At 71.9% G+C, this 23,556-nt stretch carries 17 protein-coding genes; 16 read left to right on the top strand and 1 reads right to left on the bottom strand.

Going from position 1 to position 23,556, the window contains the following annotated elements; translation table 11 throughout:
• Positions 1–240: 240 nt before the first annotated feature.
• The 4 genes from IEY89_RS20910 to IEY89_RS20925 all read left to right on the top strand — a co-directional run bounded on the left by IEY89_RS20910 (position 241) and on the right by IEY89_RS20925 (position 5,969).
• Positions 241–3,168 carry a glycoside hydrolase family 84 protein gene (locus IEY89_RS20910; protein WP_189148970.1) on the top strand — a complete coding sequence of 976 codons (2,928 nt, stop codon included), beginning with the start codon at positions 241–243 and terminating at the stop codon, positions 3,166–3,168.
• A gap of 88 nt (positions 3,169–3,256) precedes the next feature.
• Positions 3,257–3,790 (top strand): PadR family transcriptional regulator, encoded by a 534-nt coding sequence (locus IEY89_RS20915; RefSeq protein WP_189148971.1) that lies wholly within the window; start codon positions 3,257–3,259, stop codon positions 3,788–3,790.
• Positions 3,787–4,521 (top strand): ABC transporter ATP-binding protein, encoded by a 735-nt coding sequence (locus IEY89_RS20920; RefSeq protein WP_189148972.1) that lies wholly within the window; start codon positions 3,787–3,789, stop codon positions 4,519–4,521. The genes IEY89_RS20915 and IEY89_RS20920 overlap by 4 nt, the downstream gene beginning before the upstream one ends.
• Before the next feature lie 101 nt (positions 4,522–4,622).
• Positions 4,623–5,969, top strand: coding sequence for an ABC transporter permease (locus tag IEY89_RS20925; protein ID WP_189149027.1), 1,347 nt, complete (start codon positions 4,623–4,625; stop codon positions 5,967–5,969).
• Between the two features lie 100 nt (positions 5,970–6,069).
• On the opposite strand, the gene IEY89_RS20930 is transcribed toward IEY89_RS20925, so the two are convergent.
• Positions 6,070–6,606, bottom strand: coding sequence for an HNH endonuclease (locus IEY89_RS20930; RefSeq protein WP_189148973.1), 537 nt, complete (start codon positions 6,604–6,606; stop codon positions 6,070–6,072).
• A gap of 336 nt (positions 6,607–6,942) precedes the next feature.
• On the opposite strand from IEY89_RS20930, the gene IEY89_RS20935 reads away from it, so the two are divergent.
• The 12 genes from IEY89_RS20935 (at position 6,943) to IEY89_RS20990 (ending at position 23,554) form a co-directional block, all read left to right on the top strand.
• Positions 6,943–8,049 carry a mechanosensitive ion channel family protein gene (locus IEY89_RS20935; protein WP_189148974.1) on the top strand — a complete coding sequence of 369 codons (1,107 nt, stop codon included), beginning with the start codon at positions 6,943–6,945 and terminating at the stop codon, positions 8,047–8,049.
• A 185-nt stretch (positions 8,050–8,234) separates the two neighbouring features.
• On the top strand, positions 8,235–9,446 hold the full coding sequence (locus IEY89_RS20940; protein WP_189148975.1) for an ROK family transcriptional regulator: 1,212 nt from the start codon (positions 8,235–8,237) through the stop codon (positions 9,444–9,446).
• A gap of 384 nt (positions 9,447–9,830) precedes the next feature.
• Positions 9,831–11,168 (top strand): ABC transporter substrate-binding protein, encoded by a 1,338-nt coding sequence (locus IEY89_RS20945; protein ID WP_189148976.1) that lies wholly within the window; start codon positions 9,831–9,833, stop codon positions 11,166–11,168.
• A gap of 2 nt (positions 11,169–11,170) precedes the next feature.
• On the top strand, positions 11,171–12,118 hold the full coding sequence (locus IEY89_RS20950; RefSeq protein ID WP_189148977.1) for a carbohydrate ABC transporter permease: 948 nt from the start codon (positions 11,171–11,173) through the stop codon (positions 12,116–12,118).
• A gap of 13 nt (positions 12,119–12,131) precedes the next feature.
• Positions 12,132–13,031: a carbohydrate ABC transporter permease gene (locus IEY89_RS20955; protein ID WP_189149028.1), complete on the top strand. Its 900-nt coding sequence runs from the start codon at positions 12,132–12,134 to the stop codon at positions 13,029–13,031.
• Positions 13,032–13,124: 93 nt separating this feature from the next.
• Entirely contained in the window at positions 13,125–14,390 is a 1,266-nt protein-coding gene (locus IEY89_RS20960; RefSeq protein WP_189148978.1) for a 6-phospho-beta-glucosidase, read from the top strand.
• Positions 14,381–15,352, top strand: coding sequence for an N-acetylglucosamine kinase (locus tag IEY89_RS20965; protein WP_189148979.1), 972 nt, complete (start codon positions 14,381–14,383; stop codon positions 15,350–15,352). Before IEY89_RS20960 ends, IEY89_RS20965 begins: the two co-directional genes overlap by 10 nt.
• A 216-nt stretch (positions 15,353–15,568) precedes the next feature.
• Positions 15,569–17,029: a GlnX family signal transduction membrane protein gene (locus IEY89_RS20970; protein WP_189148980.1), complete on the top strand. Its 1,461-nt coding sequence runs from the start codon at positions 15,569–15,571 to the stop codon at positions 17,027–17,029.
• Between the two features lie 235 nt (positions 17,030–17,264).
• The gene (locus IEY89_RS20975; RefSeq protein ID WP_506004849.1) at positions 17,265–18,236 is read left to right on the top strand and encodes a glutamate ABC transporter substrate-binding protein; all 972 of its coding nucleotides are present in this window, start codon (positions 17,265–17,267) and stop codon (positions 18,234–18,236) included.
• Between the two features lie 63 nt (positions 18,237–18,299).
• Positions 18,300–19,625 carry a hypothetical protein gene (locus IEY89_RS20980; protein WP_189148982.1) on the top strand — a complete coding sequence of 442 codons (1,326 nt, stop codon included), beginning with the start codon at positions 18,300–18,302 and terminating at the stop codon, positions 19,623–19,625.
• Positions 19,625–22,162, top strand: a complete 2,538-nt coding sequence (locus IEY89_RS20985) for a serine/threonine-protein kinase (RefSeq protein ID WP_189148983.1) — start codon at positions 19,625–19,627, stop codon at positions 22,160–22,162. The genes IEY89_RS20980 and IEY89_RS20985 overlap by 1 nt, the downstream gene beginning before the upstream one ends.
• A complete protein-coding gene (locus IEY89_RS20990) occupies positions 22,163–23,554 on the top strand; it encodes a PP2C family protein-serine/threonine phosphatase (protein WP_189148984.1) in 1,392 nt (463 codons plus the stop codon).
• The last annotated feature ends 2 nt before the right edge of the window (positions 23,555–23,556 follow it).

Raw genomic sequence — 23,556 nt, forward strand, 5'->3', positions numbered from 1 at the left:
GCGATTCTTCCGTCGCCCCCCGGCCGGCTCCCGCCCCCTTTCCGCCACCCTTCCGTCACCTCTCGTGCCTCTTCGGTCCCTCTCCGCTCTCCCTCCCCCCGCGCGACACGTCCACGCTGGGGCAAATCCGGCACATCGGCCACTCTCGTTGACACCCTCACCGCACGGATGGTGGGCTCGATGGTCTCCTGACGCATCGTCGGGAGACGCGGGGCGGGTCGAGAGACGGGAAGTGGTGGCGTGCTGCACGGGCGCGGGAAGGGGGCGGTCGCCCTCGTGATCGCCGTCGTGACCGGGGCGAGCCTGGCATCGGCTCCCGAGGCGGTCGCCGCCCCGCCCTCCCCCGGCGGCGCGTCCGCCGACAGGTCCGCCGCGGCTCCACCGTCGGTGTGGCCCCGCCCCCATTCCCTGCGCGCGAGCGGTGGCGGGCCGGTCGCGGTCACGGACGAGGTCGCGCTGGTCGCCGACGCGGAGGCCGACCCGTACGCGGTCGGGGCGCTGCGCGCGCTGGTGCGGGAGGCGGGCTCCCGCCCGGTCGGCGCGGGCGTCGCCGCTCCGGGCGCACTGACGATCCTGGTCGGCGGTGAGGCCGCCGACCGGGCCCTCACCGCCCTCGGTGCCGACCCCCGCGCCGACCTCCCGTCCGGCGGCTACCGGCTCGCCGTCGGCAGGGTCGCGGGCCGAGGCACCGTCGCCCTCGCGGGAGCCGGAGCGGACGGGCTGTTCCACGGGGTCCAGACCCTGCGTCAACTCCTGGGAGTGAAGCGCGAGTTCGCCGGTGTCGTCATAAGCGACTGGCCCGGCACCGCCGTACGCGGCACGACCGAGGGCTTCTACGGCACCCCCTGGACGGGCGAACAGCGGCTCGCCCAGCTGGACTTCATGGGCCGGACGAAACAGAACCGCTATCTCTACGCCCCCGGTGACGACCTCTACCGCCAGGCCCGCTGGCGCGAGCCCTACCCCGCCGCGCGTCGGGCGGAGTTCCGGGAGCTGGCGCGGCGGGCGCGGCAGAACCACGTCACGCTCGGCTGGGCGGTGGCCCCGGGACAGTCGATGTGCCTGTCGTCGGACTCCGACGTGCGCGCGCTGGCCGGCAAGCTGGACGCCATGTGGGCGCTCGGTTTCCGGGCGTTCCAGTTGCAGTTCCAGGACGTCAGCTACAGCGAGTGGCACTGCGAGGCGGACGAGGAGCGGTACGGTTCCGGCCCCGGGGCGGCGGCCCGGGCCCAGGCGCGGGTCACCAACGCCGTGGCCCGCCACCTGAGGGCACATCACCCGTCCGCCGCCGCGCTGTCGTTGATGCCGACCGAGTACTTCCAGGACGGCACGACGGCCTACCGCCAGGCGCTGGCGAACGCACTGGCCCCGGAGGTCGAGGTCGCCTGGACGGGCGTGGGTGTCGTCCCCCGGACCATCACGGGACGCCAACTGGCGGACACGAAGGCCGTGTTCGCGCATCCACTGGTCACCATGGACAACTACCCGGTGAACGACTACGCGCAGGGCCGGATCCTCCTCGGCCCCTACACCGGCCGCGAACCGGCCGTGGCCACCCGGTCGGCCGCCCTGCTCGCCAACGCGATGGTCCAGCCCCAGGCCTCCCGTATCCCTCTGTTCACGGCCGCCGACTACGCCTGGAACCCGCGTGGTTACCGCCCCGACGCGTCCTGGCGGGCCGCGGTCACCGACCTCGCCGCCGGTGACCCGGGCCGCGAGGAGGCCCTGCGCGCCCTCGCCGGAAACGACGCGTCCTCGGTCCTGGGCGCACCCGAGTCGGCGTATCTCCGCCCGCTGATCGAGTCGCTCTGGCAGGCCCGCACGGCGACGGACGGCCCTGCGAACCGGGTGGCGAACGAGGAGGCCGAGCGCCAACTGCGGTCGGCGTTCACGGTGATGCGCGAGACACCGGCCCGGCTGGCGCACGCGCCCGGTGCCCTGGCCGAGGAAGTCGCCCCCTGGACAGAGCAGTTGGCGGGATACGGCAAGGCCGGTGAGACAGCGGTCGACATGCTGCGGGCACAGCGCGCGGGCGACACGGCGACCGCCTGGCAGGCGTACCTCGCCCTCGCCCGCCAACGGCACTCCCTGACCTCCGCCGCGTCCCGGGTGACCGTCGGCAAGGGCGTGCTGGACCCGTTCCTCCTCCGGGCACAGCGGGCCTTCGCCCAATGGGCCGGCCTCGACCGCGAACCCTCCGCGTCGGACGGCCGCACCGTCCGTTTCCCGCGCGCCCGCGCCCTGGCCACTGTCACCGTCCTGAGCGTCCCGGGAACCGGGGGCACCGTCGAGGCGCGCGTCCCCGGGGAGGGCTGGCGCGTCCTCGGGGCGCTGTCCGGCACCGGCGCGACCCAACTCCCCGTCCGGGCCCACGCGGACGCCGTCCGGGTGAGCGGTCCGACACCCTCCGGGGTACGGCACCTCGTCCCCTGGTTCGGCGACTCCCCGTCGGTGGAGCTGGAGTTGGGGCACGGCAAGGGGACCGGTGCGGAGGTGGACGCGGAGATCGGCGGTACGGCGGTACGGGTGCCGGTGCGGCTGACCTCGTCGCGTCCCGCCGACGTCCGGGACACGAAGCTCGCGGCGAAGGCTCCCCGGGGCGTCGAAGTCCAGCTCCCCGGGCGCCCGTTGACCTTGCCGCGCGGAGTCCCGGTCGACGCGGTGGCCGAGGTCGCCGTGGAGCGGGGGACGCGGGCGGGAACGTACCCCGTCGCGCTGACCGCCGGGGACGCGACGCGCACGCTCACCGTGCGGGCGTTCCCTCGTACGGGCGGCCCGGATCTCGCGCTGGGCGGTGCCGCGAGTTCGTCCGGGGACGAGACGGCGGACTTCCCGGCGCCGGCCGCCAACGACGGGAAGTCCGGGACGCGTTGGTCGTCGCCGGTCGAGGACGACGCCTGGTGGCAGGTGCGGCTCGACCGGCCGGCGCGGCTGGGCCGGGTCGAGCTGCGCTGGCAGGACGCGCACGCCGCCGCGTTCCGCGTCCAGGTGTCGCCGGACGGGCGCACCTGGCGTACGGCGGCCACGGTCCCGGTCGGGCGGGGCGGGCACGAGTCGGTGCGGATGGACGAGCGGGACGTCCGGTTCGTACGCGTGCAGGGGGACAAGAGGGCGACCCGGTACGGGTATTCGCTGTGGTCGGTGGAGGCGTACGCGGTGGCGGACTGACCGCTCACCCACCTTTCCGCGCCTCCTCGGCGAATCTCATCGGGCTCCACTATTCACTCAGTACATGTATCGAGTGCATAATGAGGTCATGAGCACCCGCCACATCCTGTTGGGGCTGCTCGCCGGGGGACCCAGCCATGGCTATGACCTCAAGCGACGGCACGACGAACGCTTCCCGCAGGCCCGGCCGTTGGCCTACGGGCAGGTCTACACGACCCTGCAGCGCCTGGTGCGCGACGGGCTCGCGGAGGTCGACGGCACCGACACGGACGGCGGTCCGGAGCGCACGAAGTACCGGACGACCGCCGACGGAAAGCATGAACTCGCCGACTGGGTACGACAGATCAGCGCACCCGCACCCCACGTCGTCAACGAGATCTTCGCCAAGGTCGTCGTCGCGATCCTGGCCGGCGGGGACCCGGCCGCGTATCTGCTCGACCAGCGCGCCGCGCACATGGCGCGGATGCGGGAGCTGACAGCGGTCAAGACCGCGCCGGGCTCGGACCTCTCGACCGTGCTCTCGGCGGACTACGCCCTCAACCACCTCGACGCCGACCTCCGTTGGATGACCACCACGGCGGACCGGCTCACCACACTGACCGCGGAGGTCGACACGGCATGACCACCACCAACGGGGAACCGTCCGGCGGGGACACCGCACCACCCCTGCTCACGGCCCGCCGCCTGGCCAAGACGTATGGCAGGACACCCGCGCTGCGCGGCGCCTCGGTCGCGCTGCGGGCCGGCGAGATCCTGGCCGTCACGGGGGCCAGCGGCAGCGGGAAGTCGACGCTGCTGCACTGTCTGGCGGGGATCGTCCGGCCGGACGCGGGCACCGTCGAGTGCGCCGGGGAGCGGCTCGACACACTGCCCGAGCGGCGGCTGAGCGAGCTGCGGCGCACCGAGTTCGGGGTCGTCTTCCAGTTCGGGCAGCTGATTCCGGAGCTGACCGTCCTCGACAACGTCGCGCTGCCGCTACTGCTCGCCGGGACCGCGCGGGGAGCGGCGCACGAGCGGGCGGGCGAGTGGCTCGAACGGTTCGGGGTGCTCGGGCAGCAGTTGCTGCGGCCGGGCGAGCTGAGCGGCGGGCAGGCGCAGCGTGTCTCGCTGGCCCGTGCCCTGGTCACCGGCCCGAAGGTGGTCTTCGCCGACGAGCCGACCGGCGCGCTGGACTCCCTCGCGGGCGAGCAGGTGATGGGGGCGCTGACACACACGGCCCGCGAGTCCGGCACGGCGGTCCTGCTGATCACGCACGACGCCCAGGTGGCGGCGTACGCGGACCGCGAGCTCAGGCTGAGCGACGGCGCCCTGGCCGCCGACGGCGCCGAGACCTCGGCGGAGGTGACCTCGTGATCGCCGGCGTGGTCTCCGCGGGGTCCGAGGGGCCCAACGGCAGGGATTCCTCAGGCACGAGGGCCGGCGACAAGGGGGCCGGCGGCTCCAGGAGCGGCTCCCTGCGCGCCGATGTGCGGCTCGCCTGGCTGCTCACGCGGGGTTCCGACCGGCGGGAGTGGTGGCGAGTCGCGCTCACGGCGCTCGGGGCGGCGCTCGCGACCGGGTTCGCGCTGGCCGCCCTGGCCGTCGCCGCGATACGCGGGTACCGCCACATCGCCTTCGCCAGCGGACTCCTGGACCGGCCCGGGGAACGCTCAGGTGTGGTGCTCACCCTCGTGCTGCTGCTCGTGCCCGTGATCGGGTTCCTCGGGCAGTGTGCGCGGGTCGGGGCCGTGCACCGGGACCGTCGGCTGGCCGCGCTGCGGCTGGCGGGGGCCGGTGCGGCGCAGGTGCGGCGGATCGCGGCGCTGGAGTCGGGGCTCGCCTGTCTGCTCGGCTCGGCGGTCGCCGCGGTGTTCTGCGTGCTGTTCCTTCAGGGCGAGTGGCGGCAGCCGCCCGTACTCCTCTGGTTCGGGATCGCGCTGGTCGCGGCGGCCGTACCGGTGCTGGGGGCGCTGGTGAGCGTACTGGCGCTGCGACGCGCGGTCGCCTCGCCGCTGGGCCGGGTACGGCGGGTGCCGCCTCGCGAGGGGCGTGGCCCGGGGATGCCGGTCCCGATGGCGGCCCTGGGTCTGCTGTTCGTGGGTCTGCTGCTGGCGCCGGACACGTTCGGCGGGTACGAGACCGCCCCGGTGCTGGTGTTCGCCGTGGTGATCGGCACCGGTGTGGGCGCCCTGTGGCTGACCGGCGCCACCGCCCGGTTCACGGGGCGGATCCTGGCGGCCCGTACCGCCGATCCGGCGACACTGATCGCGGCGGAGCGGCTGCGCGACGACCCGTGGGCCGCCGCCCGCACCCATGCGGCGGTGCTGCTGGTGACCGTCGTGGGCACCGGGTTCGTCGGCCTCCGGGAGGTGCTGCTGACCTCGCTGCGCGACCGCGGCGAGAAGATGGCGGCCTCGCCCCTGTCCTTCTACACCACCGGCATCGACCTGACCGGCGCCGCCGTCCTGGTCGCCCTGGTGATCACGCTCTGCGGGCTCGGCGTCGGCACCGCCGAGTCGGTGGCGACCCGGCGCCGGGGCCTGGCCGCGCAGGCCGCCGCCGGAGTGCCGCGCGCGGTGCTCGGCCGGGCGCTGCTCCTGGAGACGGCCCTGCCGCTCGCGCCGGCGTTGCTGCTGGCGGGTTCCGGGGGCCTGCTGATCGGCGGCTGGTTCGCCGGGATCGCCCACGACGGCAGCCGCTCGGTGCCGTACACGGCGCTGCTGGTCGCGCCGGCGGTGTACGTGTGCTGCCTGCTCGCCGCGGCCACGTCCCTGCCGTTGCTGCGCCGTTCGGTGCATCCGGCGGAGCTCAGGTACGTGTGAGCGGCCGGGCATGACTGATCCGGCCCTGGGGAACGGGGGTTCCCGGGGCCGGATCGCATCCGCACAAGTGTCCGTATTCAGGTATCAGAAAGCCCGGACGTCAGGCTGAGATGCCGTCGATCCGGGCCATCGCGTCGTCCGCGCCGTACGGCTGCAGATACGGCAGCCAGCGCGGGTCCCGGTGTCCTGTGCCGATGATGCGCCAGGCGAGACCGGTGGGCGGGGCGGGTTTGTGACGCAGCCGCCAGCCGATCTCGAAGAGATGGCGGTCGGCCTTCGTGTGGTTGCAGCGACGGCACGACGCCACCACGTTGTCCCAGCGGTGCTGACCGCCACGGGACCGCGGGATGACATGATCGACGCTGGTCGCGGCGGCGCCGCAGTACATGCACCGGCCGCCGTCGCGGGCGAACAGCGCCCTACGGGTCAGTGGAACGGGCCCCCGGTAGGGGACCCGTACGAACCTCTTCAGCCGGACCACGCTGGGTGCGGGGACAGTAACGGTCGCGCTGTGCATGAAGGCGCCCGATTCCTCCAGGGAGACAGCCTTGTTCTCCAGGACGAGGACGAGCGCGCGCCGGAGCGGTACGACGCCGAGTGGCTCGTACGACGCGTTGAGTACCAGGACATGCGGCACGGATGCCTCCTTGGGCGTCGGCGGCGCGTGGCTCGCGCCGGGACGATCTGTAGTCAGTCTCCCCTCTCGCCCGGCGGCAGCGCCACCACGTCCCGGTAACGGGCTGGGAGTGTTTTCGACCACACCTTGCGTTCACGAGCCGGGACCACACCCTCTTCATCCCCAGGTGAGCGCGGTCTCTCCCTCGAACATCGCGGCGATCCGCACACGTTGCCCCGTTAGTGTGGTGGATCTGCCCTTCCGGTGACCTTTCCGTGACCTGAATGACAAGCTCACCGTCGAGCCGACCGTCGTAACCATCCGTACCGGGGGCAGGCCGCTTTGGAGGTACCCCCCGTGTCCTTGCCCGCCGTCCTACTCGCCGCCGGTCCGTCGCCGTCACCGACTCCCTCGGAGTCACCGACCGCGTTGGTCCCGTCGCTCCAGGACGCCCAGGAGAGCGCGACGAACGCCGCCAGCTGGGTCGAGCAGAACTGGTCCACCTGGCTGGCGATCGGCCTCAAGGTGCTGCTGATCGTGGTGATCGCGGTGGCGCTGAGAGTGGCGGTCCGGCGGGCGATCACCAAGCTGATAGAGCGCATGAACCGCACGGTCCAGACGGCCGACGGCCCGTCCGGCGGCACGGCGCTGGGCAGCCTGCTGGTCAATGTCGAGCGCCGCCGTCAGCGCTCCCAGGCGATCGGCTCCGTGCTGCGCTCGGTGGCGAGCTTCATCATCCTGGGCACCGCGGCCCTGATGGTCCTCTCCGCGTTCCAGATCAACCTGGCCCCGCTGCTTGCCTCCGCCGGTGTCGCGGGCGTGGCGATCGGTTTCGGCGCCCGCAACCTGGTGACGGACTTCCTCTCCGGCGTGTTCATGATCCTGGAGGACCAGTACGGCGTCGGCGACACCATCGACGCGGGGGTGGCGTCGGGCGAGGTGATAGAGGTGGGCCTGCGCGTGACGAAGCTGCGCGGCGACCAGGGCGAGATCTGGTACGTCCGCAACGGCGAGGTCAAGCGCATCGGCAACCTCTCCCAGGGCTGGGCCACGGCCGGCGTCGACGTGACCGTGCGCTCGGACGAGGACCTGGAGCGGCTGAAGGAGAAGCTCGCCGAGGTCGGCGAGAAGATGAGCCGGGAGGATCCCTGGAACGAGCTGCTGTGGGGCCCGATCGAGATCCTGGGCCTGGACAGCGTTTTCCTGGACTCGATGGTGATCCGCCTCACGGCGAAGACGATGCCGGGCAAGTCCCTGACGGTGGAGCGCGAACTGCGCTGGCGCGTCAAGCGGGCCCTGGACGCGGCGGGCATCCGCATCGTCGGCGGCACCACGGTCATCCCGGAGGAGGAGCCCCTGGACCCGACGGCCGGCATGGCGGCCCCGTCGGCGTACTCCAACACGGGCTCCCCGCAGGCCCAGGCGGCCACCCCGCTGGTCGCTCCGCCGGGCGCGCCGAGGTAGCCGGCAGGGACAGCGGAAGACGTACGTGAAGAGGCGGCGCCCCCGATCCGGGGGCGCCGCCTCTCTCATTGCCCCTTGACGGCCCCCTTGGTCCGGTCCTATCTTCTCGCCATCCGATAGGAAACCTTCCTAACAGTCATCATCGCTGTGAAAAGCTGGGCACGGAAAGGCAGGTGCAGACACCCATGGCAGGAACCGCGGGCACGCCCGGCACCCCCAGCGTCCTGCGCGCCATGAACGACCGGGCCGCCCTGGACCTCCTCCTGGAGCACGGCCCCCTGTCCCGCACCCGGATCGGCAAGCTCACCGGCCTCTCCAAGCCGACCGCCTCCCAGCTCCTCGCCCGCCTGGAAGCGGCGGGGCTGGTACTGGCGACCGGCACCACCGAGGGCCGCCCCGGCCCCAACGCCCAGCTGTACGAGGTCAACCCGACCGCCGCGTACGCCGCCGGGCTCGACGTCACCCCCGAACGCGTCCTCGCCGCGGTCGCCGACATCACCGGCCGGACCGTGGGCGAGTACGAGCTGCCCACCCCCGGCAGACGCCCCGCCAGGCCCGTCGTCCAACAGGTCACCGACGCCCTGGACGGCGCCGTCAAGGCGGCCGGGCTGGCCCCGGCCGACCTCCGGCGGCTCGTCATCGGGACGCCGGGCGCCTTCGACCCGGGCACCGGCCGGCTGCGCTACGCCTCCCACCTCCCGGGCTGGCACTCCCCGGCCCTCCTCGACGAACTCGCCGCCGCGCTGCCCATGCCGGTGGAGTACGAGAACGACGTGAACCTCGTCGCCATCGCCGAACAACGGCTCGGTGCCGCCCGGGGGCACGACGACTTCGTCCTCCTGTGGAACGAGGGCGGACTCGGCGCCGCGCTCGTCCTCGGCGGCAGACTGCACCGCGGCTGGACCGGCGGCGCCGGTGAGGTCGGCTTCCTGCCCGTGCCGGGCACACCCCTCGTCCGGCAGGTCAGCAGGGCCGGCAGCGGCGGCTACCAGGAACTCGCCGGTTCACAGGTCATCCCCCGGCTCGCCCGCGAGCTGGGCATCAGCCCCGTCCCGAACGGCCCGTACGCCGAGGTCGCAGCCGCCCTCGTCGCCCAGGCCGCCGACATCGACGCGGGGCCCCACCGGCGGCTCCTCGAAACGTACGCGACCGGCCTGGCCACCGGTCTGGCCTCGCTCGTCTCCGTCCTCGACCCCGAACTCGTCGTCCTCAGCGGCGCCTCCCTCACCGCGGGCGGCGAACCCCTGCGCGGTCTGGTCCAGGCCGAGCTGGAGGAACTGGCCGCGGCCCGGCCCCGGCTGGTCGTGGGCGACGTACGCGAACACCCCGTGCTGCGGGGCGCACTGGAGAGCGCCCTCGCGACCACCCGGGAGGAGGTCTTCGACACCTCGCGCTGAGCAACCGTTCCCGTGGACCGAGCGGGAGTGAGTCCGTTCAGCCGAGCGCCCCGCACGGTCCTGGGCGAGCTGGTCCCCGGCGTACCCGACCCCGGCGGCGGGACGCATCCTGTGCGTGCTCCGGGCCCGGGAGGGCCCCCGCACTCCCCCAGAGGGGGTGCCCCCGGACGCCGTACTCCGCGTCCCTGATCACACAGGCACGCTCACCCACACAGCCCAGGGCACCGCAAGCCCGGAAGCCGACCATCACACGATCGAGCTCATTCGGCCTCGCCCGCGCTCCTTGGCGAGCAACTGCAACCCCCAGTTCCGCCTGTTCACCCTCATCTTCACCACACCCTCACGTCCCGCGTCCTGCCACACCCTTCCCTGGGAGACCTCGCCATGCCCGGAACATCCAGAAAAGTCGCCGCCGTGCTCGCCGTTTCCGCCTCGACAGCCCTCCTCGCCACCGCCTGTACGGGCCAGTCCTCGACGGGCGCCCAGGACGACGCCTCCAAGGACACGACCATCACCTTCTGGCACGCCTGGAGCGCGCCGAACGAGGTGGCGGGCGTGAAGTCACTGATCGCCGGCTTCGAGAAGGCCCACCCCGACATCCACGTGAACGTCGTCGGCAACATGACCGACGACAAGATCAACCAGGCCCTGCGCGCGGGCGGCAGCAAGGCGCCCGACGTGATCTCGTCGTTCACCACCAACGGCGTCGGCAAGTTCTGCTCGTCGGGCGCGCTGGTCGACCTGAACCCGCTCTTCGAGAAGTCGGGCATCGACCCGGCGGCGACCTTCCCGAAGGCGATGAGCGAGTACACCCAGTACGACGGCAACCGCTGCGCCGTCCCGCTGCTGGGCGACGCCTACGGCCTCTACTACAACAAGACCGCCTTCAAGGCGGCCGGGATCACCAGTCCGCCCAGGACCTGGTCCGAGTTCGAGGCCGACGCCAAGAAGCTGACCATCACCAAGGGCGACACCTACTCCCAGCTCGGCTTCATGCCGAACTACCACGGCTGGGAGACGACCACCGAGCACTACATGGGCCAGTTCGGGCCCACGTACTTCGACGAGTCGGGCAAGTCGACGATCGCCACCGACCCGGCCGTCACCGACGCCTTCACCCTGCAGAAGAAGCTCGTCGACGGCCTCGGCGGCTTCAAGAAGCTGGAGAAGTTCCGCAGCGGCCTCGGTGACGAGTGGGGCCCCAAGCACCCCTTCCAGACCGGCCAGGTGGCCATGCAACTGGACGGCGAATGGCGCCTGGGCATGGCACTGGACGCGAAGCCCGACTTCGAGATCGGCGTCGCCCCGCTGCCCGTGCCCGACGACCAGGCCGACCAGTACGGCAAGGGCTACATCACCGGCACCATCGCCGGTATCGCCGCCACCAGCGAGAAGCAGAACGCGGCCTGGGAACTGGTGAAGTACATCACCACCGACACGGACGCGGTGGTCGGCTTCTCCAACGCGATCCACAACGTCCCCTCCACGCTCGCGGCGCTGAAGTCCCCGAACCTGAAGTACGACCCGCGCTTCAAGACCTTCCTCGACATCGCCGCGAACCCCAACTCGACCACCTCGCCGGCCTCGGTCAACGGCGGCGTCTACCTCACCACCATCCAGCAGCTCGGCTACGACTACGAGAGCGGCAAGGTCACCGATCTGCGGGCGGGCCTGAAGAAGGCGGCGGCGCAGATCGACACGGACATCGCGCAGGCGAAGTAGCCATGGCCGCCACCACCTACACCCTGCGGGCGAAGCACCGGCGGTCGAGGCTGCGCACCCTCGCCTTCCTCTCGCCCTGGCTGATCGGTTTCACGGTCTTCTTCGCGTACCCGATGATCTCGACGGTCTACTTCTCGTTCATGCACTACGACGGCTTCAGGCCGCCGACCTGGAGCGGAACGAAGAACTGGAGGTACGTGTTCGAGTCCTACCCCTTCTTCTGGCCCGCCCTGCGCAACACCCTGTGGCTGGTCGTGATCATGGTGACCCTCCGAGTCCTGTTCGGACTCGGGATCGGCATGCTCATCACGAAGATCAAGACGGGTACGGGCGTCTTCCGCACCCTCTTCTACCTGCCCTACCTCGCCCCGCCGGTGGCCGCGACCATGGCGTTCGCCTTCCTCCTCAACCCTGGTACGGGACCGGTCAACTCCCTGCTGGAGAGCATCGGCATCCCGGCACCGGGCTGGTTCAACGACCCCGGCTGGTCCAAGCCGGCGCTCACCATGCTGGCCCTGTGGGGCGTCGGCGACCTGATGGTGATCTTCATGGCGGCGCTGCTCGACGTACCGAGGGAGCAGTACGAGGCGGCCGAGCTGGACGGCGCGACACCCTGGCAGCGGTTCCGGTACGTCACGTTGCCGAACATCTCGCCGATCATCATGTTCGCCGTCGTCACCGGTGTCATCGGGGCGATGCAGTACTACACCCAGCCCCTGGTCGCCGGGAAGGTCGCCTCGGGTGTGATCCAGGGCGCGGGCACCATGTTCGAGCCCGGCTACCCCGAGCACTCCACGCTCACCCTCCCCCAACTCGTCTACAACCTCGGCTTCCAGCGCTTCGACTACGGCTCCGCCTGTGTCGTCGCCCTGGTGCTGTTCGCCCTGTCGATGGCGTTCACCGCGCTGTTGATGCGGCGCCGGGGCGGTCTCATCCAGGCAGGTGACTGACATGCCCCAGGACATGGTTCACGTACGGGAACGGCCCATGGGGTCCGAGCCCAAGGCCCCCGCCTCGCCCGCCGAGCGCACGGCCCGCCGCAGAGCACTCCTGGAATGGATCGCGGTCCACTCCCTCGGCGTCGCGGCGGCCCTCTTCTTCACCCTGCCCTTCGTGTTCGTGTTCCTGACCTCGCTGATGAGCGACTCGCAGGCACTCAGCCGGGACCTGATCCCGCACACCTGGGAATGGTCCAACTACCGCAAGGTCTTCGACACCCCCGGCTTCCTCACCTGGTGGAAGAACACCCTGATCTACGCCGGTCTCGGCACCGTCCTGACCGTCGTGTCGTCCGTGCCCGTGGCGTACGCGCTGGCCAAGTTCCGCTTCCGGGGCCGGAATCTGACGCTCATGCTGGTCATCTCGATGATGATGCTGCCTCCCCAGGTGGTCGTCATCCCGATGTACCTGTTCTGGGCGAAGCAGCTGGACCTGTCCGGCACGCTGTGGCCGATGATCATCCCGATGGCGTTCGGTGACGCGTTCTCGATCTTCCTGCTGCGTCAGTTCCTGACGACGATCCCGAACGAGTACATGGACGCGGCGAAGGTGGACGGCTGTGGCGAGCTGCGCACCCTGCTGAAGGTCATCCTGCCGATGGCCAGGCCCGGTATCGCCGCCATCGCCCTCTTCCAGTTCTTCAACGCCTGGAACGACTACTTCGGCCCCCAGATCTACGCCTCCGAGAACCCGGGCGCGTGGACCCTGTCCTACGGCCTGGAGTCCTTCAAGGGCGCCCACCACACCGACTGGAACCTCACCATGGCCGCGACCGTGCTGGTCCTGGCCCCCGTGATCCTCGTGTTCTTCTTCGCGCAGAAGGCGTTCGTCGAGGGCGTCACTCTCACCGGCGTGAAGGGTTGATCGCTACATGCTGTGTCACCCCGGGGGACGACCCCCGGACCCCCGGCCGATGAACAACGACGCCACCGGCGCCCGACAGCAAGGGAACTCTCAGTGAAACTCACCGTGGTCGGCGGCGGATCGACCTACACCCCCGAACTCATCGACGGTTTCGCGCGGTTGCGGGACACCCTGCCCATAGAGGAGCTGGTGCTGGTCGATCCGGCCGCCGAACGGCTGGAGCTGGTCGGCGGGCTCGCCCGGCGCATCTTCGCCAGGCAGGGGCATCCCGGCCGGATCATCACGACCGACGACCTGGACAAGGGCGTCGAGGGCGCCGACGCCGTCCTGCTCCAACTGCGCGTCGGCGGCCAGGCGGCACGGCAGCGGGACGAGACCTGGCCGCTGGAGTGCGGCTGCGTCGGCCAGGAGACGACCGGCGCGGGCGGCCTCGCCAAGGCGCTGCGCACGGTACCGGTGGTCCTGGACATCGCCGAGCGCGTCCGCCGGACCAACCCGGACGCCTGGATCATCGACTTCACCAACCCGGTGGGCATCGTCACCCGCGCCCTCCTCCAGGCCGGCCACAAGGCGGTCGGCCTGTGCAACGTGGCGATCGGCTTCCAGCGGAAGTTCGCCGCCCTGCTGGGGGTGACCCCGGCCGACATCCACCTGGACCACGTGGGCCTCAACCACCTCACCTGGGAGACGGGCGTCCGGCTGGGCGGCCCCGAGGGCGAGGACGTCCTCCCCCGGCTGCTCGCCGAACACGGCGACCGGATCGCCGACGACCTCCGTCTTCCGCGTTCCGTCCTCGACCGCCTGGAGACGGTCCCGTCCTACTACCTGCGCTACTTCTACGCCCACGACAACGTCGTGCGGGAACTGCGCACCAAACCCTCCCGGGCGGCCGAGGTGGCGGCGATGGAGGAGGAACTCCTGCGGATGTACGGCGATCCCGCCCTGGACGAGAAGCCGGAACTGCTGGCGAAGCGCGGCGGTGCCTTCTACTCGGAGGCGGCGGTGGACCTGGCCGCGTCGCTGCTGGGCGGGGGCGGCAGCCCCTACCAGGTGGTGAACACGTACAACAGGGGAACGCTGCCGTTCCTGCCTGACGACGCTGTCATCGAGACGCAGGCAGCGGTGGGCAGGCAGGGGGCCACTCCCCTGGCCGTCCCGGCTGTCGACCCCCTGTACGCGGGGCTGATCGCCCACGTCACCGCCTACGAGGAACTGGCCCTGAAGGCCGCTCTGCACGGCGGGCGCGACCGGGTCTTCCGGGCTCTGCTCGCACATCCGCTGGTCGGCCAGTACGACTGTGCGGACACCCTGACCGACACCCTGATCGCGCACAACCGGGAGCATCTCGCGTGGGCATGACCGCACACGTCCTCGCCATCGACGCGGGCAACAGCAAGACCGACGTGGCGGTGGTCGCCGCCGACGGGGAGGTGCTGGCCACCGCGCGGGGCGGAGGGTTCCGGCCGCCGGCCGACGGGCTGGACACGGCCGTCTCCGGGCTGGCCGACGCCGTCGCCGAGGCCTTCACCGCCGCCGGGGTCCGCTCCGTCGACCGGGTCTCGGCGTGTCTGGCGAACGCCGACTTCCCCGTGGAGGAGCGCCAGTTCGCCGCCGCGCTGCACGCGCGCGCGTGGGGCGCGAGTGTCGACGTACGCAACGACACCTTCGCGATCCTGCGGGCCGGGATCACCGAGCCGCGCGGGGTCGCCGTCGTCTGTGGCGCCGGCATCAACTGCGTGGGGATGACCCCGGACGGCCGCACGGCCCGGTTCCCCGCGCTGGGGCGTATCTCCGGCGACTGGGGCGGTGGCTGGGGCCTGGCGGAGGAGGCCATGTGGCACGCGGCGCGGGCGGAGGACGGGCGGGGCGGTCCGACGGCCCTGGTGTCCACCCTGCCCGCCCACTTCGGGCTCACCTCCATGTACGCCCTGATCGAGGCCCTGCACCTGGGGGGCGTCGACAACGCCCGGCGCCACGAGCTGACGCCGGTGCTGTTCGCCACGGCGGCGGACGGTGATCCGGTGGCGTGTGCGCTGGTGGACCGGCTGGCCGACGAGGTGGTGGCCATGGCCGCGGTCGCGCTCCGCCGCCTCGGTCTCCTCGAAGAGGAGACCCCGGTTCTGCTGGGCGGGGGTGTACTCGCGGCCCAGCACGCCCGGTTGACGGACCGCATCACCGAACTGCTGGCCGCGCGGGCGCCCAAGGCCGTCGCCCGGGTGGTGACGGCACGGCCCGTGCTGGGGGCGGCGCTGCTCGGCCTGGACCACACGAACGCCCCGGCGGAGGCGCACGCGCGCGTACGACACTTCTACGAGGTCTGACCTGCTTCGTACGGGAACCGAACAGATTCCTCCAGCGTATTCATGGGCAGAGGGGTGGTGCGGGGAGCGCGCATGTGTCCGAATGCATGGCAGCGCGCCCCGACACGACACCACCCGCTGCGACACAACGCCGCCGCGCTGCGATCCGATCAAGATCCAGTCAAGGCCGGTGCGGATTGTCAGTGCCGGGGGCGATACTGGCGGTGACGGATGACCATGGGGGAGGTCACAGTGACATCTACGAGCAGCGCGGCACCACCGGCAACGGGCTCGCCGGACCCGCTCGGCACGGCGGGCCTGCCCGGCATCCCGTCACAGCCGGGCAGAGGTCCTGCTCCCGGTGTCCCACAGCCCCCGCGCCGCACCGCCTTCGCCGAGGGCGTCGACCGGTTGCGGGCCGCCGCGACCACCGAGCCCGGGCGCCTGCGGATCATCGGCGCCCTGCTCGCCGTATGCGTCGTCGCGTTCGGTGCCGTCACCGCCTGGCAGATGACCGACCGTTCGTCGGCCGCGGACGACGTGCTGCACAACAGCCAGCCCCTCAGCTCCGCCGCCGCGGACATCTACAGCTCCCTCGCGGACGCCAACACCGCCGCCTCCAGCGGTTTCCTGGCCGGCGGTGACGAGACGTCGACCTCCCGCGAGCGCTACCTGAGGGACATCCGCAACGCCGCCGGCAAGCTCTCCGCCGCCGCGACCAACTCCGAGCCGGACTCCGAGTCCGCGACGACCATCGCCAGTCTCAACAAGCTGCTGTCGGAGTACACGGGCTACATCGAGCGGGCCCGCGCCAACAACCGGCTGGGCTTCCCGGTCGGCGGCTCGTATCTGCGGCTGGCGAACGACACGATGCAGAAGCAGATGCTCCCGCAGGCGGAGAAGCTCTACGCCAGGGAGAACCAGCGGCTGAGTTCCGACTACGCGGACGCGACCTCGTACCCATGGGCGGCGATCGGCCTCGGCGTCACGGTGACCGGCGCCCTCGTCTGGGCCCAGCGGCGCAACTACCGGCGTACGAACCGGGTGCTGAACCACGGTCTCGTGGCGGCGACGGCCGCCACGACCGTCGTCCTGCTGTGGCTGGTCGCCGGGCAGAGTTTCGCCCGCTCCGGGCTCAACGACTCCTACGACCACGGCATCCGCTCGCTGAACGTGCTGCACGACGCCCGGATCGCCTCCCTCAAGGCGCGCGGCAACGAGAACCTGACGCTGGTGGCGCGCGGCGCGGAGACGGTCGAGGTGAACGGCGAGGTCGTCGACGCGTACGACCACGACTTCGAGGGCGAAATGAGTACGCTCGGCAAGGGCCTGGCCCAGGCCGAGCGGCTGGCCGACGACCAGGCGGGCAGGAAGCCGGTCGCGTCGGCCGTCGGCGGCATGGAGGAGTGGAAGTCGCGCCACGAGGAGGCGCAGGCGGCGTACGAGTTGGGTGACTTCCAGCAGGCGCTCGCCCGTGTCATAGGGGACAAGAGCGACAAGCCGACCGGTGAGTGCTTCGACAGCGTCGACACGGCGCTGAGGACGGCCATCGTCCATGAGCAGGCGGAGTTCCAGCGGGCGGCCGGTGACGGCCGGGACGCGATGACCGGCCTCCCGTTGGGCGCCGCGGCCCTCGCCGTGCTGGGCGCGGCGGGCGCGGTGCTCGGCATCGGGCGCAGGCTGTCGGAGTACCGCTGATGCGGTACGAGCCGATGCGGTACGAAGAGACAAGACACGACGAGACAAGAACAGTACGGACGCGGTACGAAGCAGCACAAGGGAGTGCGGCGGCAAGGGAGTTCGGGCGATGAGAGGGGGCGGGACGATGAACGCACAGCGGCTTCCGCGGAGTCCGCGCACCGGTCTCCAGGTCCTGCGGACCGGACTCCGGGCTCTGCGGACCGGACTGCGGGGCTGGGGCGGTGTCGGGGCGATGGCGGCCGTCTGCGCCCTCGCGGTGACCTTCGCGCTGCTGCTCCCGCTGACCCAGTCGCACGGCGACGGCAGTACGGGTACCGGCGGCCAGGGCGTCGCCCGGGGCATTCAGGCGAAGGTCGCGGCGGAGTGCGAGAACCCGCAGGACCAGAGCCCGCAGCCGTCCTCGCTCGACGGGAAGACGATCGAGGCGATCAAGGCCCGTAAGGACCCGCGGCTGATCGTCGGCGTCGACCAGAACAGCTACCGCTGGGGCTACCGCGATCCGAACGGCGGCAAGACGGCGGAGCTGGAGGGCTTCGACATCGACCTGGTCCACCGGATCGCGAAGGACATCCTCGGCGACGAGAACGCGGTCAAGTTCAAGGCCATCCCGACCAACCAGCGCATCCCGGCGCTCAAGGACGGCCGCGTCGACATGATCGTCCGCACGATGACGATCACCTGTGACCGGGTGAAGGAAGTGGCCTTCTCCGCCCCGTACTTCCTCACCGGCCAGCAGGTCCTCGCGCCCAAGAGCTCCACGATCAAGGGGTACGACAAGACGCTCGCCGGCAAGCGGATCTGCTCGGGGGCGGGCTCCACGGCGCTGGAGCTGCTGAGGAAGGACCGGGCCGCGAAGAAGGCCGGGGTCGCCTCCGCCGACATCGAGACGGTCGTCCCCAGCCAGCTCGACTGTCTCGTCCGCCTCCAACTCGGCCAGGTGGACGCCGTGGTGACCGACAGCGCGCTCGCCGCGAGCCAGGCGGCACAGGACCCGACGGTGGAACTCAAGGGCGAGGCGTTCACCACCGACTACTACGGCGTGGCGGTGAAGAAGGGTGCGAACGACCTGGCGGCACGGGTCAATCGCATACTGGAGCAGTACCGCCAGGACGGCGGCTGGCAGGCGTCGTACGACAAGTGGCTGTCGCCGACACTCGGCACAAAATCGGAGTCGGCGAAGCCGCCGGTGCCCCGCTACAAGTGACGTTCACCGACCGACGGACAAGCCGACCGAACGAGCCAACCACACGAGTAGTCGAGGTGATCGATGGGCGTCACGGGAGCCACCGGGCCGGTGATGGACCGGGACGAGGTGGACCGTGCGCTGGCGCGGCTCGGCGCGGAGCACGAGGCGATCGAGACTTCGCTCCTCGCCCTCCAGGACCATGCGGGCCGCAGACTCCTCGAAGGCGCCGAGCTCACCGGCACGACCAAGGAGCGCTGGACGTCCGCGGACGCGTCGATCACGCTGCTGTGGGCGTACTTCGACGCGTACTCGGACACGTTCCGCTCCGCCCGTGACATCCGTTCGCGCCGCCGCTGGTCCAGCCGCGAGGACCTGGTGGAGCTGACGGAGCTGCTGCGCGGCGAGTGCGTCACGGTCGCGGGCAGCGCGACGGCGACGGCCAACGCGCCCACCCTGCACGGCGCCGGGAAGCTCAGCCACCGGTACTCGCTGGCCGGCCTGGTGGAGCGGATGAACGAGCTGTACGCGACCTCGCTGGACATGGTCGTCACCGCCGACGCGGTCTGGTCGGCCCTGCCCGCGCGGATAGACCTCCTGGCCGCCGAGCTGCAGCGCACCCGCCAACTGGCGCACTCCGTGGGCGTACGCCCGGGCGAACATCCCGCGGGCGACGATCTGGAGCGCATCACCCGCACCCTGACCGCCCTGCGCGAGCGGGTGATCTCCGACCCGCTGGCGTTCTGGCTGCCCGCGCAGGGCAGTTCGGCGCCCGGCGGCGGCCGTCCGGACACCACCGTGTACGACCGTGAGGCGCGCGCCCTGGAGGACGTACGCCGGGAGATCGACGCCGTGCTGACGGTCCGCCAGGACGCGGAGGCCCGGCTCGTCAAGCTGCGCGACCTGCTGTCCCGCGCGGACCGTACGCTCGCCGAGGCACGCAGCGCGCGCGGTGAGGTGCTGGCGAAGATCGCCGCGTCGGAGGTGCCTGCCGTCAGTGGCCCGCCCACGGCGTTGCAGGAGCAGCTGGCGATGGCCGCCGACTACCGCAGACACGCCCAGTGGCACCGTCTCTCGCCGCTCCTGGAGTCGCTTGAGGCGAAGGCGGAGGACGAACTGATGCGGGCCCGCGAGTCGTTGACTGCGGTCACGCAGCCGCTGGCGGTCCGCGCCGAGCTGCGCGGCCGGCTCGACGCGTACAAGGCGAAGGTCGCCCGGTACGGCTTCGCGGAGGACCCGCTGCTGATCGAGCGGTACGACGCGGCGCGCCGCATGCTGTGGAGCGCGCCCTGCGACCTGCGGGTCGCGGAGCAGGCCGTGCTGCGCTACCAGCAGGCCGCCGCCGAGTACTTCGGCGGCCCGCGGGTGCCCGGCCAGGCCGGGCCCAGTGACCGGAGGGGGGACTACTGATGACCGAGACAGAGCAGCAGAAGTGCCAGCGGCCCGACTGCGAGGGCAGTTACGAGGACATGGGCGGCGGTGAACTGTACTGCGACACGTGCGGTCTCGCGCCGGTCGTGTCGGCCGGCGGCCTGGTGGGCTCACCGTCCACCGGGGTCACCGGGAGCGGCAAGGGGGGTTCGAGGACCGGCGGTTCGTCCTCCAGCAGTTCCCGCGCCTCCTCCCGCTCGTCCCGCTCGTCCCGTTCCTCGCAGTCCCGCCGCTCGGTCTCCGGCCGACTGTCGCGTTCCCTGTCGGGGAGGTCGACGGGCCGTTCGGTGTCGGTGCGCAGCTCGGGTTCGACCGCCGGGTCCACCGGTCGCGGCCGGCTCGGCGCGGGCCTGGTCGAGGTGCCGGGTGTGCCGCGGCCCGACCCGCGCGCGATGGTGCTGGAGAACCCCGAGGTGCCCGAGCGCAAGCGGTTCTGCTCGCGCTCCGACTGCGGTGCGCCGGTGGGGCGGGCGCGCGGCGAGGGCCGGCCGGGGCGTACGGAGGGGTTCTGCACGAAGTGCGGGCACCCGTACTCGTTCGTGGCGAAGCTGCACACCGGTGACATCGTGCGCGGCCAGTACGAGGTGGTGGGCTGTCTGGCGCACGGCGGCCTCGGCTGGGTCTACCTCGCCGTGGACCGGGCCGTGTCCGACCGGTGGGTGGTCCTCAAGGGCCTGCTGGACACCGGGGACCAGGACGCGATGGCCGCCGCGATCTCCGAGCGGCGCTTCCTCGCGGAGATCGAGCACGCCAACATCGTGCGGATCTACAACTTCGTGGAGCACCTCGACCAGCGCACGGGCTCCCTCGACGGCTACATCGTCATGGAGTACGTCGGCGGCAAGTCGCTGAAGGAGATCGCCAACGACCGCCGTACCCCGGCCGGCAAGCGGGACCCGCTGCCGGTGGAACAGGCGTGCGCGTATGGCATCGAGGCGCTCGAGGCCCTCGGTCATCTGCACAGCCGCAACCTGCTGTACTGCGACTTCAAGGTCGACAACGCGATCCAGACCGAGGACCAGCTGAAGCTGATCGACATGGGCGCGGTCCGCAGAATGGACGACGACGAGTCGGCCATCTACGGCACGGTCGGCTACCAGGCGCCGGAGGTCGCGGAGGTCGGCCCGTCGGTGGCGTCCGACCTGTACACGGTCGCGCGCACGCTCGCCGTCATGACGTTCGACTTCCAGGGCTACACGAACGTGTTCGTGGACTCCCTGCCCGACCCCGACCACATCGAGGTCTTCCGGCAGTACGAGTCGTTCTACCGGCTCCTGGTCCGCGCCACCGACCCCGACCCGGCCCGTCGGTTCGCGTCCGCGCAGGAGATGTCCGAGCAGCTGACGGGCGTGCTGCGCGAGGTCGTATCGCTCCAGACGGGGCGGGCCAGGCCCGCGCTGTCGACGCTGTTCGGGCCGGAAGTGAAGGTCACGGACGCGGAGTTGTTCGGGGCGCTGGACGGGGAGGTGTCCCGGTTGGGGGCGCGCGTGGTGACGCCCCGGCGGAAGTCCACGTCGCCGGCCGCTCCCGCCGTCGGTGGCACCACCAGGGCGCTCACCGGTGCCCCGCGTCTCGTCAAGGCCATCGACGCCGGTGCCGCCGCGCTCGCGCTGCCCGTGCCCCGCGTCGACCCGACCGACCCCAACGCGGGCTTCCTGGCAGGGTTGTTGGCGTCGGCGGCCGGGGAGCTGATCGCCGCCCTCGCGGTGGTGCCGGCCCAGTCGACGGAGACCCGGCTGCGGGAGGTGCGGGCCCGGCTGGAGAACGGGGACGCCGCGACCGCCCTGGAGTCGCTGGTCAGGCTGGAGGAGGAGCGGCCCGACGACTGGCGGGTGGTCTGGTACCGGGGCGTGGCGGCGCTGGTGACGGGTGATCACGAGGGCGCCGCGCTGTCGTTCGACGCGATCTACGACGCCTTCCCGGGCGAGAGTCCGCCCAAGCTGGCCCTCGGGCTGTGCGCGGAGGTGCTCGGTCAGCTCGACAACGCCGCCGAGTACTACCGGCTGGTGTGGACGACCGACCCGAGCTATGTGAGCGCCGCGTTCGGGCTGGCCCGCGTCCAGTTGGCGGCGGGCGACCGCCGTAGCGCCGTGACGACGCTGGAGTCGGTCCCGGAGGCCTCGATCCACTACACGGCGGCCCGCGTGGCCGCCGTACGGGCCCGGTTGCGGCAGCGGACCGCGGTCGCCGCCGACGCGCCGTTCCTGGACGATCTGATCGCGTCCGCCGGGCAGGTGGAGGCCCTGGGCGGATACGGTCTGGACGCGGTCCGGCGGGAGCAGCTGTCGGTGGAAGTCCTCGGCTGCGCGCTGGACTGGGTACTCTCCCATGGCCAGGGTTCCGCCCCTCCTGCCGTCGGGGGGCGGGTGCTGCTCGGCAGTGACCTGGACGAGCGTGGTCTGCGCTTCGGGCTGGAACGCTCGTACCGGGCGCTGGCCCGGCTCGCGCAGGGCGGCGAGGAGAGGATCGACCTGGTGGAACGCGCCAACCGTTACCGCCCCCGGACGTGGGTGTAGTTGATGTCCCAGATGCCCCAGCCATCCCAGCGGACCGCCCTGTCCCGGTGCCCGAGCTGCGAGGAGCCGCTCGAATCGGGCGACCGGTTCTGCGGCGCGTGCGGGTACGACCTGTCGGCCGTGCCCCCGCTTCCCGGTGACTCCCCGACGCTCACCCTGAGCGGCGCCCTCGCGTCCGCGCCGCACCCGCCTCCGGAGGCCGCTTCCGTGGACTGGCCCCACGCGCCCGAAACCAGCGGTTCCGGCAAGCCGGCGCCCGTGCACCTGGCCACCGACCTCCCGGGCACCGACTCGGGCGGGACCGCGCTCCCGCCGGTTCCCGGCCGACCGCCGATGCCCGGGCTGCCGCCCACGGGCTCACCGGTCTCCCCGGCCACGGGCGTCCGGTTCGACCGTCCCGCCGGCGGCGAGCCCGACGAGTACCCGCTCCAGGCGCCCGCCCCGCCCCCCGCCGGGACGGCGACGCCTCCGGCCGGAACCAAGGTGTGCGTGGCCTGCCGGGCGGGCCGGGTCGACAACGACGGCTACTGCGAGAACTGCGGCCACGCCCAGCCGCGCGAGCGCGACCACATGGAGGACGAGGTCGGCCCGCTCGCCGCGGTCACCGACCGGGGTCTGCGCCACCACCGCAACGAGGACGCGTACGCGATCTCCCACACCACGCTGCCCGACCGCGCGCCCGCGCTGGTCGCCATCGTCTGCGACGGCGTCTCCTCGGCGACCCGCCCCGACGAGGCCTCGCTCGCCGCGTCCCGGGCGGCCGGCGACTCGCTGATGGCGGCCCTGCCCCAGGGCACCCACCCGCAGCAGGCGATGCACGACGCGATCATCGCCGCCTCGCACGCCGTGAACGCGCTGGCGGACGAGCCCGGCGGGGCCCGCGAACACACCCCGCACCAGAACTCCCCGGCCTGCACGCTGGTGGGCTCCGTCGTCACCCCGACGCTGCTGGTCGTCGGCTGGGTCGGCGACAGCCGCGCCTACTGGGTCCCGCTGGACCGCTCCACCGCCCCGGCCCGGCTCACCGAGGACGACTCGTGGGCCGCGCAGATGGTCGCCGCGGGCCTGATGAACGAGGCGGAGGCGTACGCCGACGAGCGCGCCCACGCCATCACGGGCTGGCTCGGCGCGGACGCGTACGAACTGGAGCCGCACACCGCTTCCTTCAAACCGGACCGGCCAGGTGTGGTCGTGGTGTGCACGGACGGACTGTGGAACTACGCGGAGGCGGCGGACGAACTGGCCGAAATTCTCCCGCCGGACGCCGCGTCGCGCCCGCTGCACGCCGCCCGGGTTCTGGTCGGCCACGCCCTGGACGGTGGGGGCCACGACAACGTAACAGTGGCCGTCGTGCCGTTCCCCGCCCCGTCGCAGGGGGCAGGATCGGCCTGAGG

The organism is Streptomyces lacrimifluminis (genome assembly GCF_014646095.1).
GTDB lineage: Bacteria > Actinomycetota > Actinomycetes > Streptomycetales > Streptomycetaceae > Streptomyces > Streptomyces lacrimifluminis.

Coding starts and splice junctions, on each gene's coding strand:
- IEY89_RS20915 (WP_189148971.1), top strand. CDS start 3,257: ATGAGCACCCGCCACATCCTGTTGGGGCTGCTCGCCGGGGGACCCAGC.
- IEY89_RS20920 (WP_189148972.1), top strand. CDS start 3,787: ATGACCACCACCAACGGGGAACCGTCCGGCGGGGACACCGCACCACCC.
- IEY89_RS20940 (WP_189148975.1), top strand. CDS start 8,235: ATGGCAGGAACCGCGGGCACGCCCGGCACCCCCAGCGTCCTGCGCGCC.
- IEY89_RS20945 (WP_189148976.1), top strand. CDS start 9,831: ATGCCCGGAACATCCAGAAAAGTCGCCGCCGTGCTCGCCGTTTCCGCC.
- IEY89_RS20950 (WP_189148977.1), top strand. CDS start 11,171: ATGGCCGCCACCACCTACACCCTGCGGGCGAAGCACCGGCGGTCGAGG.
- IEY89_RS20955 (WP_189149028.1), top strand. CDS start 12,132: ATGGTTCACGTACGGGAACGGCCCATGGGGTCCGAGCCCAAGGCCCCC.
- IEY89_RS20970 (WP_189148980.1), top strand. CDS start 15,569: ATGGGGGAGGTCACAGTGACATCTACGAGCAGCGCGGCACCACCGGCA.
- IEY89_RS20975 (WP_506004849.1), top strand. CDS start 17,265: ATGGCGGCCGTCTGCGCCCTCGCGGTGACCTTCGCGCTGCTGCTCCCG.
- IEY89_RS20980 (WP_189148982.1), top strand. CDS start 18,300: ATGGGCGTCACGGGAGCCACCGGGCCGGTGATGGACCGGGACGAGGTG.
- IEY89_RS20985 (WP_189148983.1), top strand. CDS start 19,625: ATGACCGAGACAGAGCAGCAGAAGTGCCAGCGGCCCGACTGCGAGGGC.